Here is a 22793-nt window from a genome sequence, read left to right as displayed (position 1 = left end):
TCCAACTGAGCATGCCGGTTCGCGAGCGCAAGAACTTGCATACCTCAATGTCCGCTTGTGTGAAGCTGCAATGCGGCATCAGCACAGACTGCAAACGGCAGCTTTGGGCAGTTCGCGACCGTGATGGGAAAGGGAAATGTCCCGAATCCTGCACCATGCACATTTCGACTTAGGGCGGAATGCAGACCTTCGCTGTTTCAAGCGCTAAAGTCTGCTTTGCAGACAAGGAAGTGACCCAAATACCATATACTGGCTTGCTGCTTTTGATATACATATTCGATTGCTAACTGAATTTATCCGACCAAATCTTTTACATTGTCACTCGTTAAATCGACCACGAGTACTTTATTTGGAGGTGGAACAAATTCAATGAACCGCTCGTTTATCGATCAATTTTGAACACTCGATATTTGCTCGTTTTCGGCGTTTAGTTGGTTGGCTTTTGGCAATTTGAAACGAGATTTAGACTAAAAACGTTCGACTTTGACGACGGCAGAATGCCAGACCAGAGTGCAATCAACAAGAGCGGGGCCAATGCTCGGCCTAAAGACGTTTTATTGAGCAGCGGCAACGTTAGCGGGGTTTAAAACTGCGCTTAGGGTTCGCAAAAAAAACAAATTCCTTCAAGGCAAGCCACCCGCATTGCTTTGCCATGGGAAAACTTTGCGACAGAACCAACTAGCGTCCTTGAGCGCCGTCAGTCGCTTTTGGGAGAGCTCGTTTCTGGTGAGGGGGTTTTATAGCAAAAATACGAGCTACTTTGGCCATATTTAGGGAGTTTTTATAGCAATTTCCCCAACCAATCGTTGAGGACGTTTCAGTATTTCCACACCCCGAAGCGATAGACTGCGGGGTGTGGAAACTGTTGTTGCCGTTTAGTCTTTGGTAACCATAGCTTCCTTCAGCTTGGTTTTGTCAGCTTCTGTTAGAACCGGAGGAGCCACCTTTAGGGTCACTTTTTCCAGCGTACCAGTGAACGCAAACGGGGTTTGGTAATCCTTATCGTCGACGCCGGTGCCAGTGTCGGCCCCGACATCCAGATTTTCATCCCACTGCAAAATCAACGGAATGGTTTTCTCCATTTTTTGAGTGGCGACGACCTTTCCGTCGACCTTCAACTCACCAGTCCCAGATCGACCAATGCCGCTCATGCTATTGTAAGCGAGAGTGCCCATACCAAGCCCGTCATATTTAAAGTCGAACTCCACGGTATGTTTGCCAACGCTAAGGGCATCAGCGCCTTCCCAGCGAATTCGCTCAAGATCGAGCAGGTTCCAGGTGACCACGGGTTTGCCTTTTAGAAGATAGAAACCGTATCCGCCGAAACGACCACCTTGTGTGAGGATCATGCCATCGCCCCCACCTTCGGGTACATCCACTTCTGCCGTGATCGTGTAGGAGGTATTCAGAACCGATGGCGCATCGCCGTTCGGAGTTCCGGTAAAGGTTCCTTTCCAGACGAATTCATCGCGTCCAGCCTTCAAACTTGGCCGTGGTGTGACCAAGCGGGTCGCCACGGATGCATCCAAGGGAAGGACTTGATATTTCTCGGCCTCTTTCCAGAAAAGAGCCTGCATCTCTTTGAGCTTTTCTGGATTTTCCGCCGCCACGTCGTGCGCCTGTGTCCAGTCTTTATTCAGGTCATATAGCTCCCAAGGTGTCCCAGCTGGATCTTGGTTCACAGGGCCCGTAATTTCCCACGGTGGACGCACAACTTTCGTGCTGCCAATCCAGCCGTCATGGTAAATGGCGTGATCGCCCATCATTTCGAAATACTGGGTGTGGTGTGTCGAAGGCGCGTCGGTGTTGGCCGCATCAAATAGATACGCCATGCTAACACCTTCGATGGGACTTTGTGGTACGCCATTGACCACGGCAGGTGGGGTAATGCCCGTCGCCTCAAGGATGGTCGGAACAATGTCGATAACGTGGTGGAACTGGTGGCGAATACCGCCCTTGTCTTTGATCACGTCAGGCCATGCAATGGCCATTCCTTGACGAATGCCGCCAAAGTGTGAAGCCACCTGTTTGGTCCATGAGAACGGTGTGTCAAAGGCCCATGACCATGCAACAGTCATGTGTGGGTTGGTTTCGTTGCTGCCCCATTCGTCGTAGAATTCAGACAGCTGGTCCTTGATTGGAACATTCACGCCATTGAACGCCGCGACCTCATTTGGGGTGCCGATCAGGGTCCCTTCGGCGCTGCCGCCGTTGTCGCCGCTGATGTACATGACAATCGTATTATCTAGCTTGCCCATATCATCGACGGCTTGAATAACACGGCCGATTTCGTGGTCGGTATAGGCAACATAGGCCGCAAACACATCAACTTGACGAATGAACATCTTCTTTTCGTCGTCCGTGAGAGTATCCCAAGGTTTCAGCAAATCTTTGGGCCAAGGCGTCAACTCAGCGTGTTGGGGAATAACGCCCAGCTTTTTCTGATTGGCAAAGATGGTTGCGCGCAGCTCATTCCACCCTTTGTCAAACAGGTGCATATCGCTGATCTTGTCGATCCATTCTTTGGTTGGGTGATGTGGCGCATGCACGCCGCCCGGAACATAATAAACAAAGAAGGGCTGCTCAGGTGCCAGCGTATTAATCCGGTTCATATAATCGATGGCTTCATCCGCCATGGCCGTGATCAAGTTGTAGTCCGGGTCGCCTACATAAGGATAAATCGGAGTTGTGTTGCGCATCAACGGCCCTGGTGTCCACTGGCTGGTGTCGCCGCCCATAAACCCATAGAAATACTCAAAACCCATGCCGATAGGCCACTGATCAAAGGGGCCATTCTGACTGACTTGGAAGGCGGGTGTATTATGGTTTTTGCCGAACCACGATGTGCGGTATCCGTTGTCTTTTAGGATGGTGCCGACGGTCGCTTTGTCATCGGCAATGATGCTGTTGTAGCCGGGGTATCCAGTGGCTTGTTCAGCGATGACGCCAAATCCGGCGGAGTGGTGATTGCGCCCCGTGATAAGCGCCGCCCGCGTCGGCGAACACAGAGCCGTCGAATTGAAGTTTGTGAAACTGACGCCCATCGCGGCGACCCGATCCAGAGCAGGAGTCGGGATCACACCCCCGAACGTCGACGGGGTGCCATAGCCCGTATCGTCGGTCATGATCAGAAGGACGTTTGGCGACCCTTTGGCCGGAGCAATTTGCGGTGCCCAGTAAGGCTCTGATGCCGTCGCATTGCGCTCGATCTTGCCTTTGAATTATGGAGGTGGCACCGGAATCTGTAAACCATTAATGGTCGTCGTTGCCGACGGCGTTCCCGGAGTACCTGTGATTGTTTGCGCGGATGCTGTGACCGAAAAATGTGACGCCGCCGCAATTGCAACGGCCAATGTAAACTTGAACTTTGCTGAATTCAGGTTCATTGCTACCCCCCCTTATTAATCAAAAAGTTTAAAAAAATACTTCGCTATTCGATTCTAATTGTAGCCCCATTTGCAATTTTGGGAACTACTTTTTGAAGGAAGCGGGAAAGCAACAACGAACGAGTCGCCCTCTTTGTCAATCTCCTCGCAGAGGATAGACAAAGAGAGGTATCATGCATTCATTTCCTCGAATTTTCTCCAGACTGAACACGTTATTACAGTCAATACAGAGATAGATCGTGCGGGCGGCTATCGCAACGTCAGCGCACCAGAATTTTGGTGCCAGTGCCGCTTTGAGTTGGAAGCTGCCTTTAGTCGCTACCTGTATGTAGGGCAGTTATGGGCCGTTCGTGTCATTAAACACTAAGGACGGAAAGGATCCGTTCGCTACGGAATGCACCAAGGTCTGCTATGCAGACGAAATGAATATTAGTGGCCCCAGAGCGAGTAGCGGCATGCGATTTTGATCCATAGGTCATTTCTGCCCGAGACCATTCTTTGTCTAAACTTCGTGAGAACGGCTGCTTTGCCACCTGTGTATCTTCAGCCCGAAATTTTTATGGCGCTGGACAATACGTAATGAAAAATCCCCTCGCTCTGCCATAATTCTAGACTAAGGATGACGTAGAAACTCGTTTTTACGAAGAGTTGATTCGTCTGCTGCATGGGGCAGTTTTCCACAAAATGAATGGGTTGCGAGATGCGCTTTGGTAGGCTTTTGGTGGGGTTAATAGTGATCCTGTTTGCCCTCTGGGTTATTGTTGGTGAACAAATCACGGGCGTCAGTTCAGACGCGGTCGTGAACGCACGATTGTCGACGGTACGCGCGCCGATTGCGGGAACGCTGGATATGCCGATGCGTCCTTTCGGGACGGTTATTCAAGAAGGTGAGGCATTGGCGACGCTGAACGATCCGCTGGTTGATAGTGTTCGGCGTGACGACCTGCGCATGGAGCTTGCCTTTGCTGCGGCGGAAGTTGAGCGCCTCGTGGCTTTCGATGCTGATCAGGTCGAAGCCGACACCGACAACAGCTCCGCCGATCCGGAGGTTTTGGCAAACCGCAGCCCGCGGACAGATACGCGCATTGGGCAGTCGGACCTCAACGTCTATTTAAGCGAGGCCCGCAGCCGACTTGCAGCCATTGACGCGCGCCTTTTTGAGGAAAATACGCGGCTTACCCGTCTTTCGAGTGCCAACCTTACCGCCCCGACCGACGGTCTTTTGTGGGAAGTTCTCGCCGATGATAATGAGGTCGTGCAACGCGGGCAGGATATCTTGAAACTGATGGTCTGCGATTCAGCCTTGGTCACTCTTTCGGTGCCCGACAACGTCTATAACCGCCTGCGCGTCGGCCAACTCGCCAAGTTCCGGCTGGAAGGCGTCGAAACGCTGTATGACGGGACGATCACGCGCATCGCCGGCGCAGGTGCAGAAACGATCTACCGTAACTTGGCGGTCGCACCGTCGATCAAACACCTTGAACGCTATGACATTGCCTTACTGGTGCCTGAGTTGCGCAAGAATACGGAATTGCGCTGCACGGTCGGCCAAACAGGTCGAGTGTTCTTTGAAACGCGCCCCTTGGACTGGGTTCGGGACCTGCTGAAGTAAATGCCCGATTACCTATATCTGAGTGACATCGAAAGCAGCCTCATCCGTGTCATGCTGGTGTTGGGAATCGCCATTATTCTACCGCTTTGGTTTGACGAAAAGAACCACTGGCATCGCAGCACGATGTTCGCGGTTGCTGGGGTGTTGGCACTTCGGTATCTGTGGTGGCGCGCGACCGAAACTATCGCTCCGGCGGGATTAACTTGGGACTGTTTGGCCAGTTGGTCGCTGCTGGGGCTTGAGGCGCTGTCGATTATCAGCTCGCTTAGCTCATTCGTGATCATGTCACGCATCCGCCATCGCGGGGACGAAGCGACAGAGCAGATTAACTGGTGGGACGCCGCGTCACCCCCACGTGTCGCCATTTTGATTGCAACCTACAACGAAGAACTTGAAATCCTTGAACGCACGATTATCGGGGCCAAAGCACTGAATCATCCCAACAAAGCGGTGCTGGTTCTCGACGATGGCCGCCGCGACTGGTTGCGCGATTATTGCGGCACGCAGGGTGTCCGATACGTTACGCGCGACGACAATGTCGGGTCCAAAGCAGGCAATATGAACAATGCGCTACGGGTGTTGGCGCAGGACGCGGTGCCTCCCGATTACATTGCCGTGCTCGACGCCGATTTTGTGCCGCACCGCGGTTTTCTCAGCCGCTCACTTGCACTGTTCCATGACCCGAAAATTGGACTGGTGCAAACCCCACAGCACTTTTTTAACGCCGATCCGATCCAGCATAATCTTGGGCTAAGCCGGTCTTACCCCGACGAACAGCGGTTCTTTTTTGATCATTTACAGCCCGCACGCGATGCTTGGGGCATTGCGTTTTGTTGTGGCACATCGTCTGTCATGCGCTGGCAGGCGGTACAGGATGTTGGTGGCTTTCCCACCGAAAGCATCACCGAAGATTTCATGATGACGCTGGTCTTGCGCGATGGCGGCTGGGACACCGCCTATCTGGACGAACCGCTGACGGAGGGGCTCGCCCCCGAGGGCCTCAAGGAATACGTCACGCAACGGTCCCGCTGGTGTTTGGGCATGATGCAAATCGCGCGTAGCCGCGTCGGGCCGTTTGCCCGCAACAACCTGCGGCTGCGTGATAGGTGGAGCGTGATCGACGCCGTCCTCTACTGGCTAAGCACGTTCCCGTTCCGACTGGCGGCGCTGACCTATCCGCTGCTGTATTGGTATTTCAACATCACAGTCGTGAATGCCGAAGTTGCCGATGTGATCGGTTATTTCGGGGTTTATTACATGTGGGTTCTGTTGGCGATGAATGTGGTCGCGCGGGGCATGGTCATCCCTATTCTCAACGACGTCAGCCAGATACTCGGTGCCATCCCCATCGCCCGCTCGGCCATCGTCGGCCTAATCCAACCCCATGGCCACCCCTTTAAAGTGACGGCGAAAGGCGGCGATCGCAGCCGTATCATTATTCAGTGGGATCTGCTGAGGCCCTATTTGATCCTGCTGCTGCTGACCATCGGGGGCCTGCTGATCGGCATATTCTTCGACGGGTTTTCATTCAATGACGCGGGACAGGGAAAATCTGTGGTGTTGTTCTGGACGCTCTACAATGTCCTCGTCTTGTCGATGACGTTGATAGCATTTGTCGAATTGCCGCGCGAGGAAAAGCATATCGCCGACGCTCCGGAGAAAACCTCCCTGATTGTGGGAGGAACGCCCTTACCCGTTCTCATCAAGTCGCTGACGCAGGACACGCTGCGCTACGAAGGGCTGTGCCACCCTCTGGGTTCAGTCGGCACAATCAATCTGCAGGGCGTGGGCGACGTGCGCGTGACCGTGATCGCCAAGACCAACCACGGCGCAAGGTTGCGTCTGCAAACAACCCCTGCCCAAAAAGAAGCACTGCTGTTGCGGTTCTACGTCGACGGAGGGTCCCCCGGCGTGGCACGCGCTAGCATAGTCGCACTGGTAAAAGACCTCGCCCGCAGACTATCGTTCAATCCCTGAAGGTCGTTAGGTAGGCATCAACGTTCTCAAATAGTTCAGGAGGTGGCGGTTAGCATTTGTTGGTGAAGCATGCAGCATCAAATAATTTGGCCCCATTGCTGCCGTTAGCTGCAAAGTGCTCCAAGGTCCGCTGGGGCCGTTCGCGTCGACGTCACGGTTGCCAATAGATGCAAGCGCAGCGAAGGTCGGCTTAGAGCCCAAACTGCAAGAGTTCCGCAACGCAGCAAAGGCAAAAACCTTCAACAACTATTCGGATTCTGAATGGTGTTTTTAGGGGCGCCAATCGGGCTTGTTGGCGATTAGGGGCGTTTGTGGACCACGTGCCGCCTCTACGCAACTTTGCCGTTTAACCTATTCGCGCGTTGCCAGCGTCAATTTGATTGATCTGAGCTAATCGTCCACGCGACTGAGCTTCAAGTTTAATTTTCATTGGGGATGATGCTTTGGTTTTATTATTATCATCCCGCAGCTTGGAAAGATGGCCATGTCGATTAAGAATTACTTATGTCCCAAACAGCGCTTTCGTGGACTGTATCGCCAAACATTGTAAGGTCACCAGCATCAACGCTTTGCTTGCAGCCGTCAGCAGCTACCCGTTCATCGATCTTGGTCCACATGTCGATATAAGCAAAGAATGCTAGAATAGGGCTACATGGGCTTCCCTGTGGCAACACGTCATTTTCAGTCGCAATCTTTGCCTAGATCAATGCAACAACTGGCGCGCACTGCATCTGCGAACGAAAAAACCACAGCACCTTATTAAAGGTGCAGCTTGGAAAAAATCTTCGATGTCGAGCAACCGAAAAGATCGGACGCATATATCCCCCAAAGTTCCGTCTTTTTTAGGTTTCTGAAAGGCAAAGTAACCGCCCTCTAGGTTTGTCAGTTTCTTCAGCTTTGCTAGCGATACGTGCAATAAATCTGCCCGTTTTGCCTTCGTGCGCAATCGAAAGAAAGGGTTGAATTTCTGGTCATACTTAGGTTTTGGCATGATCAGTTTTCGCCAAAAAAAATTGAATGAACTGTAAGATATTTCCTGCGATTGCAGTCCGTGTCTTTGCGGCCTTCCCCTGATTTTCTAAGTTCTCTGCAAAGAACAATATCTAGGAAGATGGTATCCCAAACCTCTCCGAGTACGTCTGGATCACATCCATGGATGGACCCATTTTCCAGTTCGGACACGTACGATTTGGAAAGGCCAAGTTCATTTGCCTGTAAGACGCAGAGCAAAACTGGGCCACCGAAGCGGCTGCAAGGCGCAGTTGTAGCGGAGTAAAATTCGCCAGTTTATGTCCTTCGTTTATTCGGAAAGCGGGGGATGTACTCTGCGTATACTTATAGTCGTGTACGCCGTGCTTGTTTGAAGGACGGTATGTCTGCTCGAGAAGCCGCGCGTTATTTCAACAAGGACCGTAAGACGATAGCGAAGATGCTGCGCATGGACAAAGCCCAAATCAAAAAACCGCGTCACACAACCAAGCGCATCTTTGTGCGCCTGCGGGATGAGCCTGCCGCATTCTAACGCAGTTTTTGTGAAGAGATACCCTGCGGAGACAACCGAGCCGTTCTGTGATGGCCACGTGTCTGCCTTTGCGTTCTTTGATGGCATCCCGCAGTCCATTCTTTATGACAATACCAAGATCGCTGTTGCGCGTATCCTTGGAGTCCGACCCTGTGTGCGGACACAGAGTTTTACCGAGTTGCAATCGCATTGCCTGTTTGATGACAAGTTCGGCAGGCCTGCGCGGGGGAACGAGCGAGGAATTGTCCGCCATTGGTCCGAGGACAATGGACGAGCGGCAATGTCGAAGGCGTGGTCGGATATACCCGCCGCAACTTCATGGCGCGGCCACAGCCAAACTATTGGCCAGCGTTTGGTATCCGATCAGGGCATCAATCTCAATGGTGCGCTACCGTAGCAATGATTACTCTGTGCCGGTGGCCTATGCCCATCACGACGTCCACGTGCGCGGCTTTGTGCATGAGGCCATTATTGGCTGCGATTTTGAGGTGATTGCGCGGCATCAGCGGTCCTATGCCAAAGCGGATATGATCTTTGATCCGCTGCACTTCATGCCCTTGATTGAGCAAAAGGTTGGGGCCTTGGATCAGGCTACCCCTTTGCAGGGTTAGAATTTTCCGGATGTGTTTGCCACCCTGCACCGATTACTTGAAGCCAGAATGGTCAAGCCCGGAAAGCGGGATCGAGCCATTGTCCGCCATTGGTCCGAGGACAATGGCGAGGGTGCAAGTTCTACGCCCGCTGGAAACCTTCGAGATGGGCGTTGTGCAAGGTGCAATTCAACAGGCGGTTGATCTGGGGGCGATTGATTTCTGTGCAGGACGGTTTGCGGTTGAATTATTTTGGTGCTGATAGTTTTTTCCAGCAATACATTCTCGGTTTAGTCACAACTCTTACAAATAACTTTGATCGGTGCCGTGTTGCTATCGTTGTTGGGGTGGGAAAACCGATCAAGGTTTATGCAAGTGGTGACGATGTTACAAACGTCACGGAGCATTTCTGTTTCCCTACTTTACCGCCTCACAGCCTGACGATTGACACCGATGTTGAAGGGTGGACAACGCACCGCGTGGCGCTCCATGCAGGCGCGCTGGAAGGCGAAAAGCTTTACGAGGCTTTGCAGATGGGGGATGCCAGCGCGGTGCATGTTTTAGGCGATAGTTTCGTGGTGCAAGGGTTTCCCGATGTTCTGCATGATTTGCTCGCTGAAAACGGCCTTGGTGACGTTATGACGTCTTTCGACGGGATCGGCGGCCTTGCCTTTTACGAAACCGATGGGCGCGGCCATACGCAGCGCTTTGCCAATACGCCACAGCACTTTGGCAAAACCCTTGTGATGAATGACGGCGGTTTTGAATATGGGCGCGGCGAGTTGGTGATTAAAACATCGATTATGAGTGTCTTGGAAAAACTCAAATATAACGGCGCGCCAAAACAATATATTTTGCTCGAAAGCAACCCGTTGAATCCTGTGGGCGATAGCCGCAATGTTGAATGGTCGGACGCAATGGGCTGGGTGCGCGATGTCATCGGAACCCGTTTTGTCTATACGCTTGAGGCAATGTTTTGCGGCAATGACGGCAGCGCGGGCGATCTTGCGCAAATCGCGATTGGCCTTTGGCCGAGCAGCTTGACCGGCGACGGGACGCACCCGACCGAAGCCGGGCGCGAGATCTATGCCAAGGCGGCTTATGGGGCTTTGGTTGATTTTGGCTGGCTCGAAGGAACCATCACTGTGCCAAGCGTTGTGCAAACCCTTGCGGCGGCAGGGACGACAATCACATGGGCCGCGCCAGCCAATGACGGGGGCAGCCCAATCCTTGGCTATAAAATCGAGCGCAACACGGGGAGCTGGGTGGCGCAAACACCGCAAGGTTCGGCTGCTGGTTACACCAAGCAATATATCCGCTCTTGGATCGCGCCAGCCTCCGGCACCTATCGCGTGTCGGCGATTACTCGCAAGGGCACAGGATCGCCCACAACAATCGTGGTTTAATCTGCGGGGCGCAGGGCATCCCCCTGCGCTCAAAGAGGCCAACAGATGCCCAACTGTAGATCGATCCGCAGCCACCTGTTTAACGCCCGTTTAAACTTTTCTGGTCGACGGGCCACTTAAACGGTTCTATTAATCAGAAAAACGTTTTGCTGCAGATATCTCTGTCAATCACTGCAAGAATCCCTGTCACGCTACACACGCTACAACAGTTTGGGCTGTCGCAGGCACACCGCACCATATTTTCTCGGCAAAATCACAGGAAATTATTGAAATTTTCTACGCGCAACATACTGATTTTATTTATTAAATCAAGTTAATGTAAAAAAGATTTACATTAGGTCTTGCGTTTTTCGCTAAACTCCCCATTTCTATTGATGTGAAACACATTAACATCGACCCCAACAAATGGAGACAGATATGACTTCCGCCACCGCATGGCCCTCACAAGCAGAAACATGGCTTGACGAAAAAGGCAAAGGCGCCTGGATTGCCGCTATGGTTCTTGGATTTATCTTTTTTTGGCCCGTCGGCCTCGCCCTACTTGCCTATATGATCTGGAGTAAACGTATGTTCAAATCAAAATCACGTGGCGGTTGCCGCGCACATTCGCACCGTCATTCGCACGGCTTCAGCAGCACAGGCAACTCAGCCTTTGACGCTTACAAAGCCGATACGCTGTCGCGCCTCGAAGAAGAACAGGTCAATTTTGAATCCTTCCTAGAGCGTCTTCGTGAAGCGAAAGACAAATCCGAATTCGACACGTTTATGGATGAACGCGCCAAAAAGGCACAGTCGCCCAAAAACACCGACAAAGATGCCCCCATCGAGTTGTAATTAACGCCGCATCCCTGTCTCCTCGCGGACTTGCCACCTCCCAAATTCTGGCAAGTCCGCAAATAGCAAATAAACGTCTTAACAATAGGTAGTCCTCAAATGGCAAGTGATTTTGATCCCCGCGATTATGGTTTTGAACCGGGTGCAGATACGTCCAACCGCCGCCAAAACCGCGAACAGGCGACGGGTCTCCCTGACCCTGAACTCCACGCCGGATTTTACGCGGATGTCGCTAAAAAACGTTTCGGTGCATGGATTATTGATACCATTGCCATCGGCCTACTGACGGGGCTTGTGCTTATTTTTACAGCCTTTTTGACGGTATTTATTGCGCCCTTTATTTTCCTCGCCATCGGTTTTCTTTATCGCTCTGTTTCCATTGCCAACCATTCCGCGACCCCTGGAATGCGGATGATGGGCATTGAATTGCGTAACAGCGATGGCAACCAGTTGGACGGCTCAATGGCGGTTTTGCACACTTTGGGCTATTCGCTATCCTTTACAATCTTCCTCGTTCAGCTTCTGTCGGTTGGTATTATGTTGACCAGCAACCGCGGAAAAGGCCTTACGGATATGGTTCTAGGGACCGCAATGATTAACTCGATGTCGCGATATTAACCCTTTGTTCAGCATGGGCTTGGCGCAGACGGTTTGGCTTGCTATCCTTATAGGTAGGAAAACCAGCGAGAGTATATGCGTCATAGCCTTCCAGTAGCCCCACAATTTTATGTGACGGCCCCCCAGCCCTGCCCTTATCTTGAGGGGCGCCGCGAGCGTAAGTTGTTTACTTCGCTTCAGGGGGAGTTCGCACAGGAACTCAATGACAGCCTTTCCAAACAAGGATTTCGGCGCAGTCAAAATGTTTTGTACCGCCCATCCTGTGCGGATTGTTCGGCCTGTATGTCGGCGCGCATCCGTGTGGCAGATTTCAAACCCAACAAGAGCCAGAAGCGCGTCACACGCAAAAATGCTTATCTGAAACGGCAGGCGCGCTCCCCTTGGGCCACCGAAGAACAGTTCAACCTGTTTCAACACTATCTTGAAACGCGCCACTCCGATGGCGGCATGGCGGAAATGGACGTCTTTGAATTCGCGGCCATGATTGAGGAAACCCCCATTCGCAGCCGCGTTGTGGAATATGTAACGCCCGAAGACACCCCCGATGTGGACACCGGCCTGACAGCCGTGTGTTTAACCGATGTTTTTGATGACGGCGTGTCGATGGTCTATTCCTTTTACAACCCGGATTTAGCGCGCAACAGTTTGGGAACGCACATTATTTTAGACCATATTGAGATCGCCCGCGAGGCTGGCCTGCCCTATGTCTATTTGGGGTATTGGGTCCCTAACAGCCCGAAAATGGGCTATAAGGGGCGTTTTTCAGCCTTGGAAGTTTACAAAAATGGTGCGTGGGTCAAAGTCGTTGACCCCGAAGGTTTCAGCCAAGATGACGGCCCAGAATTTGGCGATCAATTGGCCGACCAAGTGGCCCAGATCACCCTACCAAACAGCCGCAACGCCGCGGCACGCCACCCAAATACAGAGTGACGTCTAGCCCTCGGTTCCTCACGGTATCTGTGGATTTAAACGAAAAAGGGCGTCTCAATCGAGACGCCCTTTTCTGTTTTAGTGTCCGTTGAACCTGATCATTTTCCGATAAGGTTTGGAACGATCGTCACAATCGACGGTATGAAGTAGAGAACCGCAAGCGCCCCGACTTGGATCAAGACAAACGGTACGACCCCGCGATAGATGTGTCGCGTCGTGACTTCCTTGGGGGCGACCCCTCGCAAGTAGAACAGTGCGAAACCGAAGGGCGGGGTTAGGAAGCTTGTTTGCAGGTTCACCGCGATCATGATTGTTACCCATTTTGGGTCCATCGTGCCGCCGTAAATCACCGGTCCGACAATCGGGATCACGATATAAATGATCTCGAGGAAGTCGAGCACAAAGCCAAGAATGAACAACACCACCATCACCAGCAAGAACACTTTGAACTCGTCATCAAAGCTGCGCAGGAATTGTTGGATATAGTGCTCACCACCAAAGGAGATCACCACAAGGTTGAGCATTTGGCTGCCGATAAGGATGGTAAACACCATGCTCGTGACCTTGGCCGTTTCGCGCACAATCGGGGTAAGCACCCTGTTGCGGAACAAAACATAACAGGCGAACAGGATGCCAAACATGGCCATCAAGTAAGCTGCAAGCGCCACAAAGTAGGCAACCCAATCCTCAAACGGAACGCTGGAACGTGTGATCCGAAGATCGAAGTTCACCCCAACGAGGATCATCACAACTACGGCGAAAGCCGAAACCAAGATGATTTTACCCGAACCGCCCTGCTCTTGCAGGCGACGATAGGCCGCCAGCAAAAGCGCACCACCCGCGCCAAGCGCCGCAGCCGGTGTTGGGTTGGTGATCCCGCCAAGGATCGATCCCAAAACCGCAATGATCAGAACCAAAGGTGGGAACACCACCCGCAGAAGTTCATTGCGCGCCAACAAGCCAGAGGCATAGCGAACACCATAGGCCAGCATCAACCCGGGAACGGCCAACAAGATTGTTGCCCCCCCGGGGGATGTTGTCGGCGCGATCAAAAATGCGTCGATAATGAAGGCGAGAAGCACCCCTGCGCCGCCAATAACCAAGGGACGTGTATTGGCATATGGTGCCACACCGCGCGCCGTAGTGAGCGCAAGACCCATCAACACAAAGAAGATTGCAATGCCTGTGCCAATTGGTGCGATGCTAGAGATTTTCGCAACGGTTGCTGCTTCATACTCTTCTGGTGTCAGCTCGCGGCTTTTAACAGCCCCGCCAGAGGCCATGATCGCCTCTTGTTGATCAATCGCAAGATCCCAAGCTTCTTGGCCGTGCAAGTTAATCATCGCCGCCTGACAGCTGTCCCCGACATTTGTGCGCAAGCTAGCTGCTTCGGACGCATCGGAATAGCTGTCGACGTTGGTGTTTTGGCTTCCCACGATGTTCGCTTGGCTCAAAAGGATCAAACCACCGATGGCAATCACAGGCATAGCTACGAACCATGTGAGGCTGTTGCGACCACTGCCTTCCGTGTTGGCAACGCCCTCAAAGACAACCGCAGGTGCTTTTAACGGGTTAAACAGCGCATAGATAAACGCATAGCCACCATAAAGAACCGCCAGCATGACCCCCGGAAGGATCGCCGCTTGGAACAGGGTCCCAACCGAAACCACGGCCGCTTCGCCAAGATAAGTCAGCGCATCCGTACAACCCGCTTCCATCGCGCGGGCTTCTTGGGCGGCGGAATAGAGATCCCCCGCCAACGTGCCCAAAAGAACGATAACAATGGACGGCGGGATGATTTGCCCCAACGTCCCAGACGCCGCGATCACCCCCGTTGCAAGCTCAGGCGAGTAGCCGTGGCGCAACATGGTGGGAAGTGACAGGAGGCCCATGGTGACAACTGTTGCCCCCACGATCCCCGTTGACGCGGCAAGAAACGCGCCCACAACCACAACCGAAACCGCCAAACCGCCAGGCAAAGGGCCAAAGACCCGCGCCATAGTTGTCAGAAGATCGTTCGCGATTTTGGAGCGTTCAAGCGTGATCCCCATCAGGACGAACATCAAAACCGCGAGCAGGGTTTCAATGGATTGCCCCGCGAACACCCGCTCGTTCATCCGATTTACGATGAACGACAGGTTGCGGTTCATCGCGGTTTCCCAGCCACCGCCCACGGAGGGGTCGAGATCACTCGGGAAGAGCGGAACCTCAATAACGGGCAAATCCGGATATCGGAACAAAGAGATCACGTCTTGGTGCAACCCTGAGTCGATCAAGGCCCGATAGGCGACCGAACTGGTGTCCACCGAGGCGTGCATCAAAATGCCTGCGCTGTCTAATGCTGCGATAATCCCGAAGGATATCACCCCCGCCCCACCGATGGCAAACGCCACCGGAAAGCCCGAGAGAATGCCCGCAAAGAGGCTGAGGAAGACGATGATTAGGCCGACTTCGACGCCATCGAGTCCAAATAACATAGGTAGTGCCCCTTAAAATTAATGCGTGCCTTCGTAGGCTTCTTCACCCGCGCCAAGCGAGTCACGGTCGAGGTATTTCCCATCACTTTCGGGTCCTTCTTTGCGCTCAAGATAGGAGCGGTAGAAAAACGCGATTGCTTGGAGGAAAACCATACCGGTAAAGGCGACGATAAGGATTTTGAACAAGAAATAGCCGTTGAACCCGTTGGGCGAGAACCCGATGGTTTCGACGTTCCACTTGAGGATTTTGGCTTTCCTCGAGAGCAATTCGATGGTGTCGGTCGCCGAGACTTTCGGGGTCACGAGGTGACGCCACAAGAAGAACCATGCGTACATCCAAACCAGAACCGCGACGGGCATCATAAAGAAGATCGACCCGAACATATCAATTGCGCGTTTAGCGCGGAAACTCACGGCCGAATAGACAAGGTCCACACGTACGTGGCCGCCCTGAACAAAGGTGTAAGACGCACAAAGAGCCACGACCAAAGCATTGTAAAATTTCAACTCTTCGGCCCACCAACTGATGTCGAGGGCCAGTGCGGGACCAAAGCCAAACGTGATTTGGGCTTGAGTGAAAATCCGTTGCACGAACACGATGATAATCTGTTGCAGAACCATCAAAAGGCCGGCCCAAGCAAAGAACCGACCGACACCGTTAGAGATGCCTTCGAGCACCCGCACACAGCCCCACATGAATTGATTTTTCCACATCCCGAAGGCTGTGAGCACGAGAAAGCCGGTGAAGACCACAAAGAAAAACTCAATCGAGCCACCATAGTAGATGAACCGCATAAGCGATGCTTGGTCCGACCAATCGAGCCACATTTGCGGATGCGTTACCGCAAACCCGAAATTGTAGAACGCCATTAGGATGTTCTGAAAGAACCAGACAATGCCATTAAGCATCGAAGTCCCCCTGTTAATTTAATGTCTATGATAACGCCGCTGGTTGCGGGTCAGATTCGGGTTGGGCCTTCCACGAGATCGCAGAAGGCCCTTCCGATAGTGTTAGTGGGGCAAATTAGCCGTTGCCCAGAACACGGGTCCGTTGGTCTACGTAGAAACCATCCGATTTTTGGATCCAAGAAGACGAAGACGCCAAGGATGTTTCAAAGCTCGCACGGATTTTTTGGAACAATGCGTCATCCATGTTTTCGTCCATAACTTCTTTGGAAGCCGTCCCAAATGCATCCCAAACATCATCAGAGAACTGAAGGGTTTTAACACCCTGCGCCTGAAGACGGGCCAAAGCGGCACCGTTGTTTGCGAGCGTTTCGCTCAAGTTATAGTGTGTTGTGGCTTGTGTTGCATAATCAATGATCGCCTGATGTGTTGGCGACAGGGAGTTATACACGTCAAGGTTCATACCAACCGCAAGGCCGGAACCCGGCTCGTGGAAGCCCGCTGTGTAGTACACTTTGGCAACTTCTTGGAAGCCAGCACGTTCGTCCGCAAACGGACCAACCCACTCAAGACCGTCCAAAGCGCCAGACGACAGAGCTTGGTACAATTCACCACCGGGGATATTTTGAACAGACGCGCCCAATTTACCCAGAACTTTACCACCAAGACCCGGCATACGGAACTTTAGGCCGTTGAGATCTTCTGCGGAGTTAATTTCGGAACGGAACCAACCACCAGATTGCGAACCCGAGTTCCCAGCAAGGAAGGAACGCAGGTTGAAGATTTCACCCAGTTCATTGTGAAGGTCTTGACCGCCACCGTGAAGGTACCAGTTGGTCAGTTCTTGTGCTGTGGCGCCAAATGGAACCGCAGTGAAGTAAGCATAACCTGGGTGTTGGCCCAAGAAATAATAGTCAGCCGAGTGATAAAGATCAGCTTGGCCCGAAGACACAGCGTCAAACACTTCCAACGCGCCAACAAGCTCGCCCGGTGCTTTTTTCTCGATGATGAGGTCGCCACCCGAAAGGGTGTTAACAGCGTTCTCAAAGTAGCTCGCAGCGTCGTCAAGAACAGCAAAGCCACGTGGCCAAGATGTTACCATTGTCAAAACGCGTGTGCCCTGAGCGAGCGCGGGTGTTGCGAGTGATGCAGCGGCAGCAGCAGAGCCACCAAGTGCAGATGTCCGTAGGAATGAACGGCGATCCATAAAGGTCTCCTCCCCTTTATAATGTCCGACTCTTTGGTCGGGACATTCGTTAATAGTAGGTGCAGACTACTTAGTTAAGGCCACGCCACAATACCCAGTCCTACGCAGACGGTCAGAAAAAATGACCAAAACCAATATTTTGACCTTTTAATCAACATTGATTCCCGCGCATTCCCTTGAAAGGGTGTTTGACCATCACGCGACTTGGCCTCATTCTCTATCTCACGTGCGAGGTGACTCGCCGCTTAATTAGGATAACTGCCCCCGTTGCGACCCCCGCGTTTCCAAAAACTGTCAGCTTTCGTAAATGGCCTCTCATTTGGCTATGGGCAAAAGCTGTTTATGTTGGCCACCCTGCCCCTTATTCTCGCGACGGCGGCGATTGCAGTTGTGGTAACCAACCAGTCCCGTGAACTGGCGGAATACGAGATAGCACAGTTGGAACGCGAACTGATTGAAGCCAAGAAGTCCGAATTGAAAAATTATGTAAACCTCGCCCGCTCCGCATTCTTCTTTATCTATGGTCGCGCCGCGCCCGACGATTATCAGGCAAAACTGCGGGTCACCCAAATCCTTTCGGCGATGACTTATGGCGACGATGGCAGCTATTTTGTGTTCGACTACGACGGAAATAACCTCGTCTCACCACGCCAAACCTATCTTATCGGGCGCAATTGGGCGGGACTGACAGACCCCGAAGGCACCCCCATTGTCGACGCGTTGATCACACTGGCGCGCACGGGCGCGGGCTATCACACTTATACGTGGGAAAAACCGTCCACTGGCGAAACCAGCCAGATGATCACCTATGTGATTGGGCTGCAAAACTGGCGGTGGGCCGTGGGCACAGGCGTTTTCATTGACGATGTGGTCAAAACAACCGAAGAGGCCCGCGCACAGGTCGGCGACCGAATTCGCCAGACCTTCCTCTATATCGGGGCGATCACCCTTGGCGCCCTCCTTTTGGTGTTTTTATCAGGATTGACCCTCAATATTCGCGAACGCCGTTTGGCCGATGTGAAGCTTAAAAAACTTACGCAACGGGTGTTTGATACTCAAGAAGAAGAGCGCGGCCGTGTGGCGCGCGAATTGCATGACTCCATTAGTCAAATCCTTGTTGGTGTGCGCTATGCGCTGGAACTGACCCGTCGCCGCATGAATAACGGTGATCCCGATGCCGCCGACAGCCTCGATAAGGGCGTGTCGCACCTTAACGGCGCGATCCAAGAAGTCCGCCGAATTAGTCGTGATCTGCGCCCCGGTATGCTAGACGATCTTGGCCTAGGTCCCGCGCTGCAATCTTTGATTAAAGACTTCAGTCTGCGCACCGGTATCAAAACCCAGATCGAAACCGCTGTTTTTCGCAACCGCCTCGACCAAGAAAGCAAAATCGCGCTTTACCGTATCGCCCAAGAAGCCCTGACAAATATTGAGCGACATGCGGGGGCTACGCATGTTAGCCTACGCGTAGGTGGCCATAAAAACGGTGCTTCTCTCGTGATCTCCGATAATGGCCAAGGGATCCCAGAAGCGCGCAAGGACCGAGTTGAAAACGGTATCGGCCTGCGTAATATGCAAGAACGTGTGGATCAACTTGATGGCACCTTTATGATGAATTCAACCAGCGATGGCACAACGATCGAAGTGCAAGTGCCCTTTAGCCACCTATTGCCCCCAGACCGATAATCCTAGGAGTCCAAATGAGCGACACGCCCCAAGTCACACCCACGCGCGTTTTGATTGTCGACGATCACCCGATGGTCGCGGAGGGCATTCAGTCTATTCTTGAGACCTATGACGATATTACGGTTGTAGGCTGCCTGAGCAATGGGCGAGAAGTTATTGAGAAAATTGATGAATTCTCGCCTGACGTCATCCTGCTTGATCTTAATATGCCCGAGGTAAACGGGCTATCCGCCACCGAAATCCTTTTGGAAACGCACCCGAACACCCGCATTTTGATCCTGTCGATGCACGACACGCCCGAGTATATTTCGACCGCGCTCTCTGCGGGGGCAAAAGGCTATATTCTCAAGGATGTCCCGACCGAAGAAATCAAAGTCGCCATAGATACGGTGATGGCAGGTAACCAGTATCTTTGCCCCGGTGCAACATCGTCAATTGAGCCTAAAACCACCGATGGCCGCGTCCCCCTTACGAGTCGCGAGCAAACGATCCTGTTGGAATTGGCCCAAGGGCGCAGCAACAAAGAGGTCGCGATCAGCTTGGATATTTCCGTGCGCACTGTTGAAACGCATCGCAAGAATATCAAACGAAAACTGGGGATTAGTTCGACCGCTGGCCTGACGCGCTACGCCATGGAGCAAGGCGTCCTGCAAGGGACAGGCGTGCCGTTCTAAGCTTTTTCAACGCTTAAAACGGCTGTCATTCCGTTGCGGGCTAAAAAATACCATGTGTGCCCCATAACTTTTTGGAGGTCACGAGTTTCGTTAATGGAGCCTTCATTATAACGACATAGATTGTGGAAAACGTATGCAGTTAGGATGCCACCCTTATGTCGATCTCGCAAAAATTTTCGCCCCCAAACGCCTCGAAAATAACGTCCTATTCTGATGGGTCTCGGTCCAAGAAGAACGCCGATTCCTTTCAAAAGGATCGCGAAATCTTGGATCAAATTACCCTGACGCGCTCGGAGGCTCTGCAAATGAGTCTGCGCGTGATGGCCATCGTTGCCGCGCCATCAAGTAAAGATCGCGACGTGAGTATCGAGGAATTCAACGCCTACCAAGAAAAGTATCTTAAGACGCTTGGGCTTTTGTTTGGCAAAGAAAATATCCTTGACCTTCCCCAAGATAAACTCGACTGGATTAGACAAATCGCCTCACAGGATGGCGAGTTGCGCCAACGTGTTTTGTCGTGCGGAGAACGGATCAAGTCGTTGGGAACGCGTCTTGCGGAAGGGAACATTCCAACCTATCGCGAAGCCTCCCAGTTCTATGAAGCCATTTTTCCCGCTACATATGAAAGTATGAACGTGATTACAGAGGCTCTTTGGGGCGATCTAGAGTTGAAAAAAGGCGACATCGACGGGGCACGTCAGACGCTCACCTCCGCGTTTAACGATATTCGCAAAATTTCCACCTCCATTCGCCTGACAGCCATTAACGCGTCCGTAGAAGCAGCACGGGCTGGAGATGCAGGGCGGGGATTTTCGGTCATTGCCAGTGAAGTAAAAACCCACGCAGAAGGTATCCAAGCGGCCACAGACAACGCGCAAAGCGTGATTAGCACCCTAATCAACTAACCTCGCCTTACTTAAAATTCCAATTTACCATCGCATTTTGCAACTTTACGCAACTATTTTACATTGCCGCGACACTTTAATCGCGTTTTCGGTGTTGACGCCCCCTTTTCCCGTGATTAATGTCTCTCTACACGCAAAGGAGCTTAGGCAATGTTTTCTATTGTCATTCTAGTCAGAAAGATGCGCATGGGCCGGTAACGGTACACCATTATGGAACCCATGCGCCCTCGGAAATTTCCGGGGGCTTTTTTGTTGCAACACCATACACGCAGATCGCGTGAACATCGGAGAGAAACATGACACGGCAGATGACCGGCGCAGAAATGATTGTTCAAGCCCTTAGGGATCAAGGCGTAGATACCGTCTTTGGCTATCCCGGCGGCGCCGTCCTACCAATCTACGATGCCATTTTTCAACAAAACGACATTCAACATATTCTGGTGCGCCATGAACAGGGCGCGGTTCACGCCGCCGAAGGATATGCGCGCAGCACCGGAAAACCGGGTGTCGTTTTGGTAACGTCCGGCCCTGGGGCCACAAATGCAGTAACCGGTTTGACGGACGCTTTGCTGGATTCCATCCCACTTGTGGTTTTGACCGGCCAAGTGCCGACATTCATGATCGGAACCGACGCGTTCCAAGAAGCGGATACCGTTGGCATCACCCGCCCCTGCACCAAACACAACTGGTTGGTAAAAGACACCGACAAACTTGCCGAAACGTTGCACCAAGCCTTCCATGTTGCGACCAGTGGTCGCCCAGGACCGACGCTTGTGGACATTCCCAAGGACGTTCAATTTGCAACGGGCACTTATACGCCGCCGCAGAAGGCGAAGGTTGATCACTACCAACCCAACCTAAAAGGCGACAAAGAGGCCATTACGGCAATGGTTGAACTGCTCGAAACTGCCAAACGCCCGATCTTCTACACGGGTGGCGGCGTTATCAACTCAGGCCCCGCCGCCAGTCAGCTGCTGCGCGAATGGGTTGCAGCAGCAAACATTCCTGTAACGTCCACCCTCATGGGCTTGGGTGCCTATCCGGCGTCAGGCAAAAATTGGCTCGGCATGTTGGGCATGCACGGGTTGTATGAAGCCAACATGGCGATGCATGATTGCGACGTGATGATCAACATTGGTGCGCGGTTTGATGACAGGATCACCGGCCGTCTCCAATCGTTTAGCCCAAAAAGTACCAAGGTTCACATCGATATTGACCCGAGTTCGATTAACAAAGTGATCCGTGTCGACGTTCCCATTTTGGGCGATATCGGCCATGTGCTTGAAGATGCTTTGAAAATTTGGAAAGCGCGCGGCAGTAAAACAAATGTCGGGGCATTGGCAACTTGGTGGGCACAGATCGACAAATGGCGTGCGCGCAGTTGTCTTACGTACAAAAATTCTGAAACCATCATCAAGCCGCAATATGCGCTGCAACGCCTTGAAGCGCTTACAAAAAAATATGACCGCTATATCACCACCGAAGTTGGTCAGCACCAAATGTGGGCCGCACAATTCCTTGGGTTCGAGGATCCAAACCGGTGGATGACCTCCGGCGGATTGGGCACAATGGGCTATGGTTTACCCGCGTCAGTTGGCGTGCAGGTTGCCCATCCCGATAGTCTGGTGATTAACGTCGCGGGCGAAGCGAGTTGGTTGATGAATATGCAAGAGATGGGAACCGCAATTCAATATCGCCTGCCCGTCAAACAGTTCATCCTCAACAATGAGCGTTTGGGCATGGTACGCCAGTGGCAGGAATTGCTGCATGGCGAACGGTATAGTCATTCGTGGAGTGAAAGCCTGCCAGATTTTGTGAAGCTGGCCGAGGCCTTCGGGGGCAAGGGTATTCGCTGCTCCGATCCTGCGGATTTGGACGAAGCGATCATGGAAATGTTGGCCTATGACGGGCCCGTTATTTTCGATTGTATGGTCGAGAAGCACGAAAACTGTTTCCCGATGATTCCGTCTGGTGCCGCGCACAATGAAATGTTGATGGGTGATGCTGACACGCAAAATGCTATTGGAAACACTGGCGCGGTTCTCGTTTAAGAAAGGTCGATA

At 52.5% G+C, this 22793-nt stretch carries 18 protein-coding genes; 13 read left to right on the top strand and 5 right to left on the bottom strand.

Annotation, left to right across the window (positions count from 1 at the left end):
- Nucleotides 1–875: 875 nt before the first annotated feature.
- Both AB9F29_RS14150 and AB9F29_RS14145 read right to left on the bottom strand, forming a co-directional pair.
- On the bottom strand, nt 876–3131 hold the full coding sequence (locus AB9F29_RS14150; protein ID WP_369756225.1) for an arylsulfatase: 2256 nt from the start codon (nt 3129–3131) through the stop codon (nt 876–878).
- Between the two features lie 90 nt (nt 3132–3221).
- Entirely contained in the window at nt 3222–3386 is a 165-nt protein-coding gene (locus tag AB9F29_RS14145) for a hypothetical protein (RefSeq protein WP_369756150.1), read from the bottom strand.
- A gap of 733 nt (nt 3387–4119) precedes the next feature.
- Between AB9F29_RS14145 and AB9F29_RS14140 the strand changes: the two genes are divergently transcribed.
- The 9 genes from AB9F29_RS14140 to AB9F29_RS14100 all read left to right on the top strand — a co-directional run bounded on the left by AB9F29_RS14140 (nt 4120) and on the right by AB9F29_RS14100 (nt 12875).
- A complete protein-coding gene (locus tag AB9F29_RS14140) occupies nt 4120–4998 on the top strand; it encodes an HlyD family efflux transporter periplasmic adaptor subunit (protein WP_369756149.1) in 879 nt (292 codons plus the stop codon).
- Entirely contained in the window at nt 4999–6975 is a 1977-nt protein-coding gene (locus AB9F29_RS14135) for a glycosyltransferase (protein ID WP_369756148.1), read from the top strand.
- 1372 nt (nt 6976–8347) lie between these two features.
- Nucleotides 8348–8497, top strand: a complete 150-nt coding sequence (locus AB9F29_RS14130) for a hypothetical protein (RefSeq protein WP_369756147.1) — start codon at nt 8348–8350, stop codon at nt 8495–8497.
- A 10-nt stretch (nt 8498–8507) separates the two neighbouring features.
- The gene (locus AB9F29_RS14125; RefSeq protein WP_369756146.1) at nt 8508–8894 is read left to right on the top strand and encodes a hypothetical protein; all 387 of its coding nucleotides are present in this window, start codon (nt 8508–8510) and stop codon (nt 8892–8894) included.
- Nucleotides 8878–9108, top strand: coding sequence for a hypothetical protein (locus tag AB9F29_RS14120; protein WP_369756145.1), 231 nt, complete (start codon nt 8878–8880; stop codon nt 9106–9108). The genes AB9F29_RS14125 and AB9F29_RS14120 overlap by 17 nt, the downstream gene beginning before the upstream one ends.
- Before the next feature lie 161 nt (nt 9109–9269).
- Nucleotides 9270–10493 carry a hypothetical protein gene (locus AB9F29_RS14115; RefSeq protein WP_369756143.1) on the top strand — a complete coding sequence of 408 codons (1224 nt, stop codon included), beginning with the start codon at nt 9270–9272 and terminating at the stop codon, nt 10491–10493.
- Between the two features lie 417 nt (nt 10494–10910).
- A complete protein-coding gene (locus tag AB9F29_RS14110) occupies nt 10911–11327 on the top strand; it encodes a DUF2852 domain-containing protein (RefSeq protein ID WP_039004335.1) in 417 nt (138 codons plus the stop codon).
- A 99-nt stretch (nt 11328–11426) separates the two neighbouring features.
- Complete coding sequence (locus AB9F29_RS14105) at nt 11427–11945, top strand: RDD family protein (RefSeq protein ID WP_082802324.1); 519 nt, start codon at nt 11427–11429, stop codon at nt 11943–11945.
- A gap of 75 nt (nt 11946–12020) precedes the next feature.
- Complete coding sequence (locus AB9F29_RS14100) at nt 12021–12875, top strand: arginyltransferase (RefSeq protein WP_039004336.1); 855 nt, start codon at nt 12021–12023, stop codon at nt 12873–12875.
- 98 nt (nt 12876–12973) lie between these two features.
- On the opposite strand, the gene AB9F29_RS14095 is transcribed toward AB9F29_RS14100, so the two are convergent.
- The 3 genes from AB9F29_RS14095 to AB9F29_RS14085 form a co-directional block, all read right to left on the bottom strand.
- Nucleotides 12974–15352 (bottom strand): TRAP transporter large permease subunit, encoded by a 2379-nt coding sequence (locus AB9F29_RS14095; RefSeq protein WP_369756142.1) that lies wholly within the window; start codon nt 15350–15352, stop codon nt 12974–12976.
- A gap of 18 nt (nt 15353–15370) precedes the next feature.
- Nucleotides 15371–16261, bottom strand: a complete 891-nt coding sequence (locus AB9F29_RS14090) for a TRAP transporter small permease subunit (RefSeq protein WP_052275122.1) — start codon at nt 16259–16261, stop codon at nt 15371–15373.
- Between the two features lie 115 nt (nt 16262–16376).
- A complete protein-coding gene (locus AB9F29_RS14085; protein WP_335586526.1) occupies nt 16377–17465 on the bottom strand; it encodes a TRAP transporter substrate-binding protein in 1089 nt (362 codons plus the stop codon).
- 342 nt (nt 17466–17807) lie between these two features.
- On the opposite strand from AB9F29_RS14085, the gene AB9F29_RS14080 reads away from it, so the two are divergent.
- The 4 genes from AB9F29_RS14080 to AB9F29_RS14065 all read left to right on the top strand — a co-directional run bounded on the left by AB9F29_RS14080 (nt 17808) and on the right by AB9F29_RS14065 (nt 22781).
- On the top strand, nt 17808–19151 hold the full coding sequence (locus AB9F29_RS14080) for a cache domain-containing protein (RefSeq protein WP_369756224.1): 1344 nt from the start codon (nt 17808–17810) through the stop codon (nt 19149–19151).
- Between the two features lie 14 nt (nt 19152–19165).
- On the top strand, nt 19166–19825 hold the full coding sequence (locus AB9F29_RS14075) for a response regulator transcription factor (protein WP_335586524.1): 660 nt from the start codon (nt 19166–19168) through the stop codon (nt 19823–19825).
- A gap of 155 nt (nt 19826–19980) precedes the next feature.
- Nucleotides 19981–20730, top strand: a complete 750-nt coding sequence (locus AB9F29_RS14070) for a methyl-accepting chemotaxis protein (RefSeq protein WP_369756141.1) — start codon at nt 19981–19983, stop codon at nt 20728–20730.
- A 296-nt stretch (nt 20731–21026) separates the two neighbouring features.
- Nucleotides 21027–22781: an acetolactate synthase 3 large subunit gene (locus AB9F29_RS14065; protein ID WP_369756140.1), complete on the top strand. Its 1755-nt coding sequence runs from the start codon at nt 21027–21029 to the stop codon at nt 22779–22781.
- The last annotated feature ends 12 nt before the right edge of the window (nt 22782–22793 follow it).

Source organism: Falsihalocynthiibacter sp. S25ZX9, assembly GCF_041205405.1.
GTDB classification, from domain to species: Bacteria; Pseudomonadota; Alphaproteobacteria; order Rhodobacterales; family Rhodobacteraceae; genus Falsihalocynthiibacter; species Falsihalocynthiibacter arcticus.
The sequence above is the reverse complement of the archived record's forward strand: the minus strand, read 5'-3'. Positions and strand labels throughout refer to the sequence as shown.

Excerpts from the sequence above, each read along its gene's own strand:
- AB9F29_RS14145 (WP_369756150.1), bottom strand. The coding sequence starts at position 3,386 with ATGAACCTGAATTCAGCAAAGTTCAAGTTTACATTGGCCGTTGCAATT.
- AB9F29_RS14135 (WP_369756148.1), top strand. The coding sequence starts at position 4,999 with ATGCCCGATTACCTATATCTGAGTGACATCGAAAGCAGCCTCATCCGT.
- AB9F29_RS14130 (WP_369756147.1), top strand. The coding sequence starts at position 8,348 with ATGTCTGCTCGAGAAGCCGCGCGTTATTTCAACAAGGACCGTAAGACG.
- AB9F29_RS14120 (WP_369756145.1), top strand. The coding sequence starts at position 8,878 with ATGGTGCGCTACCGTAGCAATGATTACTCTGTGCCGGTGGCCTATGCC.
- AB9F29_RS14110 (WP_039004335.1), top strand. The coding sequence starts at position 10,911 with ATGACTTCCGCCACCGCATGGCCCTCACAAGCAGAAACATGGCTTGAC.
- AB9F29_RS14105 (WP_082802324.1), top strand. The coding sequence starts at position 11,427 with ATGGCAAGTGATTTTGATCCCCGCGATTATGGTTTTGAACCGGGTGCA.
- AB9F29_RS14100 (WP_039004336.1), top strand. The coding sequence starts at position 12,021 with ATGCGTCATAGCCTTCCAGTAGCCCCACAATTTTATGTGACGGCCCCC.
- AB9F29_RS14095 (WP_369756142.1), bottom strand. The coding sequence starts at position 15,352 with ATGTTATTTGGACTCGATGGCGTCGAAGTCGGCCTAATCATCGTCTTC.
- AB9F29_RS14090 (WP_052275122.1), bottom strand. The coding sequence starts at position 16,261 with ATGCTTAATGGCATTGTCTGGTTCTTTCAGAACATCCTAATGGCGTTC.
- AB9F29_RS14085 (WP_335586526.1), bottom strand. The coding sequence starts at position 17,465 with ATGGATCGCCGTTCATTCCTACGGACATCTGCACTTGGTGGCTCTGCT.
- AB9F29_RS14080 (WP_369756224.1), top strand. The coding sequence starts at position 17,808 with ATGTTGGCCACCCTGCCCCTTATTCTCGCGACGGCGGCGATTGCAGTT.
- AB9F29_RS14075 (WP_335586524.1), top strand. The coding sequence starts at position 19,166 with ATGAGCGACACGCCCCAAGTCACACCCACGCGCGTTTTGATTGTCGAC.
- AB9F29_RS14070 (WP_369756141.1), top strand. The coding sequence starts at position 19,981 with ATGTCGATCTCGCAAAAATTTTCGCCCCCAAACGCCTCGAAAATAACG.
- AB9F29_RS14065 (WP_369756140.1), top strand. The coding sequence starts at position 21,027 with ATGACACGGCAGATGACCGGCGCAGAAATGATTGTTCAAGCCCTTAGG.